This window comes from Pseudomonas sp. MF6751, assembly GCF_016613265.1.
In the GTDB taxonomy this organism is placed as follows: Bacteria; Pseudomonadota; Gammaproteobacteria; order Pseudomonadales; family Pseudomonadaceae; genus Aquipseudomonas; species Aquipseudomonas fluorescens_BV.
The window spans coordinates 23,243-31,348 of the sequence record NZ_JAENSV010000055.1; the positions used below are offsets into that span (position 1 = coordinate 23,243).

Below are 8,106 nucleotides of genomic sequence, written 5' to 3' on the forward strand. Positions count from 1 at the left end.
TCATCGCAGGCAAGCCAGCCCCACATTTTACTGTGTTCACACATCAAACTGTGGGAGCTGGCTTGCCTGCGATAACGATTGTGGCCTTAACCAAAAAACCAGTAGCACACCGAAATAGCCGCGACCACACCAGCAAACTCCGCGAACAACGCACATCCCACCGCATGCCGCGCCCGCTGGATGCCTACCGAGCCGAAGTACACAGCCAGCACATAAAACGTGGTTTCAGTACTGCCCTGTATCGTCGCCGCCACCAACGCCGCAAAGCTGTCCACACCCTGGGTCTGCATGGTCTCGATCAGCATCGCCCGTGCCGCACTGCCGGAGAACGGCTTGACCATCGCGGTCGGCAGAGCGTCGACGAAGCGCGTATCCAGGCCAGTCCAGGCCACCACATGGCGAATCCCTTCCAGGCCGAACTCCAAGGCGCCCGAGGCACGCAACACGCCAACCGCACACAGCATCGCCACCAGATAGGGCAGTAGGTTCTTGGCCACGTCGAAGCCTTCCTTGGCACCTTCGACAAATGCCTCGTACACCTTGACCTTGCGCAACGCACCGATCACCAGGAACAGCATGATCAGGCCAAACAGCGTGAGGTTGCCCAGGATCGACGACAAACCGGCCAGCGCTGTGGCAGACAGGGTCGCCAGCAGCGCCATGAAGCCACCCAGTATCAACGCGCCGGGGACCAGATAGGCCAGCACCACAGGGTCCCACAGCCGCAGACGCTGCATCACCGCCACCGACAGCAGGCCCACCAGGGTCGAGGCGCTGGTGGCCAGCAGGATCGGCAGGAACACCAGCGTCGGGTCCGCGGCGCCTTGCTGGGCGCGGTACATGAAAATGGTCACCGGCAACAGCGTCAGCGAGGACGCGTTGAGCACCAGGAACAGAATCTGAGCGTTGGTCGCCGTATTGGGGATGGGGTTGAGTTCTTGCAGCGCCTTCATGGCTTTCAGGCCGATGGGCGTAGCAGCGTTATCCAGGCCCAGGCCGTTGGCGGCAAAGTTGAGGGTGATCAAACCGATCGCGGGGTGCCCGGCGGGCACTTCCGGCATCAGGCGGCGAAACAGCGGGCCGAGGGCCTTGGCCAGCCAATCGACGATCCCGGCTTTTTCGGCAATCCGCAGAAAGCCCAGCCATAACGTCAGGGTACCGAACAGCAGCACCATGACCTCCACCGACAATTTGGCCATGGCGAAAATGCTTTCGACCATCGCCGCGAAGATCCCGGCGTTACCGCCCACCAGCCATTGCGCCAGTGCTGACACCATTGCCACGACAAAGAAGCCAAGCCACAGGCCATTGAGCATCAGATAAGTCCCCCGAAAGATGGGGCGAATGATAACGGGGCTGGCAGAAACGACAAACCCCGGAATTTTCCGGGGTTTGTTTTCGATCAATCTGCAATCAGCTACGGGTGGCTTGTGCCGTAGGCAGGGCTTCCTTGCTGCGCCAGTGCGGCAGGGAATTCCAGTAGCGCTCGCCCTTGGCGTCGTCGTACATGCCTTCCCAACGGGAGATAACCAGTACGGCCAAGGCATTGCCGATCACGTTCAGGGCGGTACGCGCCATGTCCATCACACGGTCGACACCGGCGATAAACGCCAAGCCTTCCAGTGGGATGCCCACGCTACCCAGCGTCGCCAACAACACCACGAAGGACACGCCCGGCACGCCGGCGATACCTTTGGAGGTCACCATCAGGGTCAGTACCAGCATCAGTTGCTGGCCGATCGACAGGTCGATGCCATACAACTGGGCAATGAAGATAGCCGCGATGCTCTGGTACAGAGTCGAACCGTCGAGGTTGAACGAATAGCCGGTCGGCACCACGAAGCTGCAGATCGCTTTCGGCGCGCCGTAGGCTTCCATCTTTTCGATCACACGCGGCAGCACGGTTTCGGAGCTGGCGGTGGAGTAAGCCAATACCAACTCATCTTTGAAGATGCGGATCAGCTTGAGGATCGAGAAGCCAAACAGGCGTGCGATCAAACCCAGTACTGCAAAGGCAAAGAACAGGATCGCGACGTAAACCAGGATCACCAGCTTGGCCAGCGGCAGCAGCGAGGCGAAGCCGAAGTTGGCGACCGTCACCGCGATCAGTGCAAATACACCGATAGGGGCGTACTTCATGATCATGTGAGTGACTTTGAACATGCTCTCGGACACGCCCTGGAACATGGTCACCAGCGGTTCGCGCAGTTCAGGCTTGAGGCTCGACAGGCCCAGGCCGAACAACACCGAGAAGAAGATGATCGGCAGCATCTCGCCTCGAGCGACTGCGGCGAAGATGTTCGAGGGGATCAGATTGAGGATGGTCTCGATGAACGCATGTTCATGCTGCACTTCGGCGGCAGTTGCCTGGTACTTGGAGATATCGACGGTACCCAGGGTACTCATGTCGATGCCAGCGCCTGGGTGGAACAGGTTGGCGAGCAACAGGCCCACCACGATGGCGATGGTGGTGACGATTTCGAAGTAGAGGATGGTTTTGACGCCGATACGACCGAGCTTTTTCGCGTCGCCTACACCGGCAATGCCGACGATCAGCGAAGAAATCACAATCGGGATCACGATCATCTTGATCAGGCGGATAAAGATATCGCCCGCCGGCTGCAACACATTGCTGATCCACCAGGCCTTTTCAGCACTGAAATGGTTGAGCACGGCACCGATTGCAATGCCCAGTACCAAACCGATGAGGATCTGCCAGGCGAGGCTTAGCTTTGCCTTCTTCATGTCATTACCCTTGCTTCAAGTGGACTTACGGCAAATGCGCCAGCTGCAACGCTCGAAAGCGAAAAAGTGTGTGCATCTGCCTCCATGGAAGGTCACCGCAGCGTGGCCGAAATGGCTTACTGGCAGGCGAAAAAAGGCGCAACTATTCCCATGCAAGGGAGCGACGTCTAATGCCGTAAACGCCTACCCTATGCCGAATCGGCATGGCTTTTTTTGAAAATATTTGTCCAAACGGTCAGTTCGTATCCGCCATTCGAGCGGGTGAATATGCCGTTAAGCAGCCAAATCAGGCTCGCGCAGAGATACTGGACGACTTCGATTGGCTGGCAGAAATGTCTGAGAAATCCATCACCTAGGACCGGAAAGATCCTATAGCGCGATTGAAAAATTCTCGATAGATGGTCACGCCGACATACCCAGTAATGGTTGGCCAGACGCAAAAAACAAAACTGCGGCTATAGGCGGCATGAAACGCGGGAATGAGAGTCGTAAGCCCGCCGCAAGTTCAGCAAGCTTGAGGTCTTGTGAACTTGCGTCGCAGCTTTTCGCCTGACCCGGCCCTTGCGCAGGTACTCCCTGTACCCGTAGGTCACGCCGATCCTGATCGATCAGAGCAACCCGGCCCCCTGGTCATGCATCACTCAAGGAGCGATGCAAACAGAAAGAAGCACAAGGGCTTCCTTCTATGGACGCCGGCTCCGTCAGACGGAACCTAGTACCAATTCGGATCTTTCTTGAGCTGTTCCATCAACAGCTTTTGCATACCCTCGTCCGGCTTACCGAGAAAACGGTAGTCGGCGTGCCGTGTCGGGGACTTGTCCGCTGGCAAACCCGCCGGGACCTCCACCAACATGGCGTAGGCATCTTCCTTGTCGAGGCTGAAGGCGACGATCAGGCGCTTGTTCAGGCAGGTGTCTGCGGTTTCGCAGAGCGGCCCGACCAAGTACTTGTCGCCATCTTCCTCAACGGCATTCATTTGCTCAGCCGTGCCCGACAGGTTCATCACCCATTCAGGCAGGCGTTCCTCTTTCTTCACCACGTCTTGCCAGGTTTCACGGTACTGCGGATCTGCGCTGAGCAATTCGTTAGCCCGGGATTGGCCGTCGTTGGCGGCCATGGCCAGGCCGCTGCCGCCCAACAGCAGGGCGGCAGCAAGGGTTTTAAAAGGCAGGGTGACCATATTCAACCTCGGCCTTTGCGACCAAAGAAGAACGAAGCGATAAACATCACCAGGAAGACCACAAACAGGATCTTGGCGATGCCGGTGGCGGTGCCAGCGATACCACCGAAGCCTAGGACTGCAGCCACAATGGCGATGATCAGAAATGTGATTGCCCAACTCAACATGGTGATTCTCCTTATGCTTCTATAGGGGTAACAGCGGTGATACCGTGCAGCCGCTCAACACGAGCGACGTTTTTGCCTAGAACACCCAACGGTCATGGGCCGGCAGTTCGTCCAGAGTGGAACCCTGGTCTACCAGGCTCAATTGCGGGGCAGTCACATCGACGCTGGCGCTGCCAATGGAACGGAAATGGGTCTGAGTCATGACAGGGCGTTCAAATTGCGGGGCTGGCTGCGCACGCTCCTGCCAATGCTGCAGCTGCTGGCCGGCAATCAACGTGACCATCAAGGCCAGGCTGGCGAACAGGCCCTGCTGCAAGCGCAGCGGCGATACACGCAAATGGCTGAGGCTTTGGCGAGTCATGCTGCATTACTCCCGCATTCTGATTATTCGTTCATGACGCTCTTGGGGGAGATATTGCAGAGTGCATGCCAGCTTTATTGCAAAATAAAACACAATAAAATCAAGCATTTACACTTGCTCGATAGATTCGTCGCCTAGCATCCTGCACGATGCCTCCTTGCAGGCCGTGCGAAATGCACGATGGTCAGGGGTCGGAACCAGACACCCAGCGCATACATCGAAGGATCGAAGGGTGAAAGGACGGGAAAATGCCCTCAGACGTCGTCTGTAGGAAGGCGCTCAGATAGCTGCACGAAGAAGCCTTTTATGAATCAGAATAAACCATGCAACTTGCCCGATTATTCCGGGACTAAACACCATCACATTTATAGTTAAGGAGTGCGGGACAGATGGATTCAGCCAAGGAACTTCAAGGCCGCATTCTTTTAGTGGATGACGAATCCGCGATCCTGCGCACCTTCCGCTATTGCCTGGAAGATGAGGGCTACACCGTCGCCACCGCGAACAGCGCCGCCCAGGCCGATGCCCTGATGCAGCGTCAGGTGTTCGACCTGTGCTTCCTCGACCTGCGCCTGGGCGAGGACAATGGCCTGGACGTGCTGGCCCAGATGCGCGTGCAGGCTCCGTGGATGCGCGTGGTGATTGTGACCGCCCATTCGGCCGTGGATACCGCCGTGGACGCCATCCAGGCTGGCGCCGCCGACTACCTGGTCAAGCCTTGCAGCCCCGACCAACTGCGCCTGGCTACGGCCAAACAGCTGGAGGTGCGTCAGCTCTCTGCGCGGCTGGAAGCGCTGGAAGGCGAGGTGCGCCAGCCCAAAGACGGCCTGGACTCCCATAGCCCGGCAATGATGGTGGTGCTGGAAACCGCGCGGCAGGTGGCCGGGACGGACGCCAATATCTTGATTCTCGGCGAGTCCGGCACCGGTAAAGGTGAGTTGGCCCGGGCGATACACGGCTGGAGCAAGCGCTCGAAGAAGTCCTGCGTGACCATCAACTGCCCGTCACTGACCGCCGAACTGATGGAAAGCGAACTGTTCGGCCATAGCCGCGGCGCATTCACCGGCGCCAGTGAAAGCACTCTGGGCCGAGTGAACCAGGCGGACGGCGGTACGCTGTTTCTCGACGAGATCGGCGATTTCCCCCTCACGTTGCAACCCAAGTTGCTGCGGTTTATCCAAGACAAAGAGTATGAGCGCGTGGGCGACCCGGTCACCCGCCGCGCTGACGTGCGCATCCTCGCAGCCACCAACCTGAACCTGGAAGACATGGTGCGCGATGGCCGTTTCCGTGAAGACTTGCTCTACCGTCTGAATGTCATCACCTTGCACTTGCCCCCGCTGCGCGAACGCAGTGAAGACATCCTGACCCTGGCTGACCGCTTCCTTGCCCGCTTCGTCAAGGAATACGCACGCCCGGCGCGCGGCTTCAGCGATAATGCCCGCGAAGCGCTACTGAACTACCGCTGGCCCGGCAATATTCGTGAACTGCGCAACGTAGTGGAACGCGCCAGCATCATCTGCCCCCAGGAGAAGGTTGAGATCAGCCACCTGGGGATGGCTGAGCAACCGGCCAACAATGCACCGCGTATCGGGTCGGCTTTAAGCCTTGACGAGCTGGAGAAAGCCCATATCGGCGCCGTACTTGCGACCAGCGACACACTGGACCAAGCGGCCCGCACACTCGGCATCGATGCGTCGACGCTGTACCGCAAACGCAAGCAGTACAACCTTTGAACAGGACCTTATGAAGCTCGCGATGAAACTGCGCACCCGGTTATTCCTGAGCATCTCAGCCTTGATTACCGTGGCTTTGCTGGGGTTGGTCCTGGGCTTGGTCAGCGTCATGCAAATGGCCAAGACCCAGGAATCGCTGATCCGCAGTAATTTCATCACCCTGGACCTGGGGCTCAAATTGCGTCAGAGCCTGGGCGACCAGTTGATCATGATGCTGGAGAAGCGTCCCGACCCAGACGCCCTGCAAGCCTCCAAGCAGCATTATTTCGATCTGTTGGACCAGGGCATCGCCCATGAGCAGGTCGACGGCAAAAACCATGGTTTCAGCCAGGCACGCTCGGATTACCAGAATCTGCTCAAGGCGTTTGACCAATCCCAGCAGACATCACCGCCTGCGGGCAGCAAGGAAAAACTCACCGAGACCTTCAACATACTGCGCAACGGCTTGATCGCCGACCACAAGCGGGCCCTGGAAAATATCAGTACCAGTGAGCATAAATCCCGTGAGCGCGCCCTGTTGATAGCGGGCCTGCTCGGGCTGGTAGGGCTCGCGGTGCTGATCATCGGTTTCGTCACGGCCCATGGCATCGCCCGGCGTTTCGGTGGTCCCATCGAGGCCCTGGCCAAGGCCGCCGACAAGATCGGACAGGGCGACTTTGAAGTCACGCTGCCGATATCCTCCGCAGCGGAAATGAACCTTTTGACCCGCCGTTTCGGCATCATGGCCGAAGCGTTGCGCCAACATCAGGCCACTAACATCGATGAGCTGCTGGCCGGCCAACAGCGCCTGCAAGCGGTGCTCGACAGTATTGATGACGGCCTGTTGATGATTGATCGCCAAGGCTGCCTGGAGCACCTCAACCCTGTAGCGCAGCGCCAATTGGGCTGGGATGAGGAGCGGCTGGGTCAAGGTCTTGGCGAAGCCATGGGTCGTGCGGAAATGGATGAACAACTGCAACTGGTGCTGCGCGGCGGCAACCTGGAGCGGGCCCCGGACGATCTGGAGGTGGAAGTCGAGGGTGAGTTGCGCCTGCTGACCTACAGCCTGACCCCGGTCAGCCATACACAGGGGCACATTCTCGGGGCCGTGATGGTGCTGCATGATGTGACTGAACAGCGCGCCTTCGAACGGGTGCGCAGCGAGTTCGTGTTGCGCGCCTCCCATGAGCTGCGCACGCCGGTTACCGGTATGCACATGGCCTTTGGCTTGTTCCGTGAGCGCGCCAAGTTCCCCCCGGACTCCCGCGAGGCGGACCTGCTGGATACGGTCAATGAAGAAATGCAGCGCCTGATGCAGTTGATCAACGACCTGCTCAACTTCTCGCGCTACCAGAACGGCCTGCAAAAACTCACCCTGGGCACGTGCGATGTCACCGACTTGCTGGAGCACGCACGGGCTCGGTTTGCTGAGCCTGCGAACGCCCAGCACATTGAGTTGCTGGTAGAAGCCCAACCTGAGTTGCCACGGCTGTATGCCGACCAAGTGCAACTGGAGCGGGTGCTCGACAACCTGCTGGGCAATGCCCTGCGCCACACCGCCGAAGGCGGGCAGATTCGTCTGCAGGCACGACGGCATGGCGAGCGGGTGATTATCAGCGTCGAGGATAACGGCGAAGGCATTGCCTACGGCCAGCAAGGGCGGATCTTCGAACCCTTTGTACAGGTGGGCCGCAAGAAAGGCGGTGCGGGCCTGGGGTTGGCACTGTGCAAGGAAATCGTGCAATTGCACGGCGGCCGCATGGGTGTGTACTCACGGCCAGGGCAGGGTACGCAGTTCTATATGGCATTGCCCCTGTAATTAGATGGACTCGCCCAAGCCGAGGCGTCTATGCGCCACGGTGGCATTCTTATAGAAGCCAACGACAGCGAGGGCGAGCCCATGAAAAAGCATACGACGATCAATCAGTCTTTGTCAGC

General features: G+C 58.7%; 7 protein-coding genes. 2 read left to right on the top strand and 5 right to left on the bottom strand.

Features of this window, described 5'->3' with window-relative positions:
* Positions 1-86: 86 nt before the first annotated feature.
* The 5 genes from JJD66_RS25380 to JJD66_RS25400 form a co-directional block, all read right to left on the bottom strand.
* A complete protein-coding gene (locus JJD66_RS25380) occupies positions 87-1,316 on the bottom strand; it encodes a nucleoside recognition domain-containing protein (protein WP_198715729.1) in 1,230 nt (409 codons plus the stop codon).
* Between the two features lie 97 nt (positions 1,317-1,413).
* Positions 1,414-2,745, bottom strand: coding sequence for a glutamate/aspartate:proton symporter GltP (gltP, locus tag JJD66_RS25385; protein WP_003187390.1), 1,332 nt, complete (start codon positions 2,743-2,745; stop codon positions 1,414-1,416).
* A 712-nt stretch (positions 2,746-3,457) separates the two neighbouring features.
* Positions 3,458-3,925, bottom strand: a complete 468-nt coding sequence (locus JJD66_RS25390; protein ID WP_105225307.1) for an inhibitor of vertebrate lysozyme family protein — start codon at positions 3,923-3,925, stop codon at positions 3,458-3,460.
* Positions 3,926-3,927: 2 nt separating this feature from the next.
* On the bottom strand, positions 3,928-4,092 hold the full coding sequence (locus JJD66_RS25395) for a DUF1328 domain-containing protein (RefSeq protein ID WP_003187386.1): 165 nt from the start codon (positions 4,090-4,092) through the stop codon (positions 3,928-3,930).
* A gap of 76 nt (positions 4,093-4,168) precedes the next feature.
* On the bottom strand, positions 4,169-4,453 hold the full coding sequence (locus JJD66_RS25400) for a hypothetical protein (protein ID WP_200649306.1): 285 nt from the start codon (positions 4,451-4,453) through the stop codon (positions 4,169-4,171).
* A 389-nt stretch (positions 4,454-4,842) separates the two neighbouring features.
* Between JJD66_RS25400 and algB the strand changes: the two genes are divergently transcribed.
* On the top strand, positions 4,843-6,189 hold the full coding sequence (algB, locus tag JJD66_RS25405; RefSeq protein ID WP_034129241.1) for a sigma-54-dependent response regulator transcription factor AlgB: 1,347 nt from the start codon (positions 4,843-4,845) through the stop codon (positions 6,187-6,189).
* 10 nt (positions 6,190-6,199) lie between these two features.
* Positions 6,200-7,987 carry an ATP-binding protein gene (locus JJD66_RS25410; RefSeq protein WP_054897229.1) on the top strand — a complete coding sequence of 596 codons (1,788 nt, stop codon included), beginning with the start codon at positions 6,200-6,202 and terminating at the stop codon, positions 7,985-7,987.
* The last annotated feature ends 119 nt before the right edge of the window (positions 7,988-8,106 follow it).

What these genes read in the sequence shown, in the direction of transcription:
- JJD66_RS25380 (WP_198715729.1), bottom strand. Translation starts at nt 1,316, where the DNA reads ATGCTCAATGGCCTGTGGCTTGGCTTCTTTGTCGTGGCAATGGTGTCA.
- gltP (WP_003187390.1), bottom strand. Translation starts at nt 2,745, where the DNA reads ATGAAGAAGGCAAAGCTAAGCCTCGCCTGGCAGATCCTCATCGGTTTG.
- JJD66_RS25390 (WP_105225307.1), bottom strand. Translation starts at nt 3,925, where the DNA reads ATGGTCACCCTGCCTTTTAAAACCCTTGCTGCCGCCCTGCTGTTGGGC.
- JJD66_RS25395 (WP_003187386.1), bottom strand. Translation starts at nt 4,092, where the DNA reads ATGTTGAGTTGGGCAATCACATTTCTGATCATCGCCATTGTGGCTGCA.
- JJD66_RS25400 (WP_200649306.1), bottom strand. Translation starts at nt 4,453, where the DNA reads ATGACTCGCCAAAGCCTCAGCCATTTGCGTGTATCGCCGCTGCGCTTG.
- algB (WP_034129241.1), top strand. Translation starts at nt 4,843, where the DNA reads ATGGATTCAGCCAAGGAACTTCAAGGCCGCATTCTTTTAGTGGATGAC.
- JJD66_RS25410 (WP_054897229.1), top strand. Translation starts at nt 6,200, where the DNA reads ATGAAGCTCGCGATGAAACTGCGCACCCGGTTATTCCTGAGCATCTCA.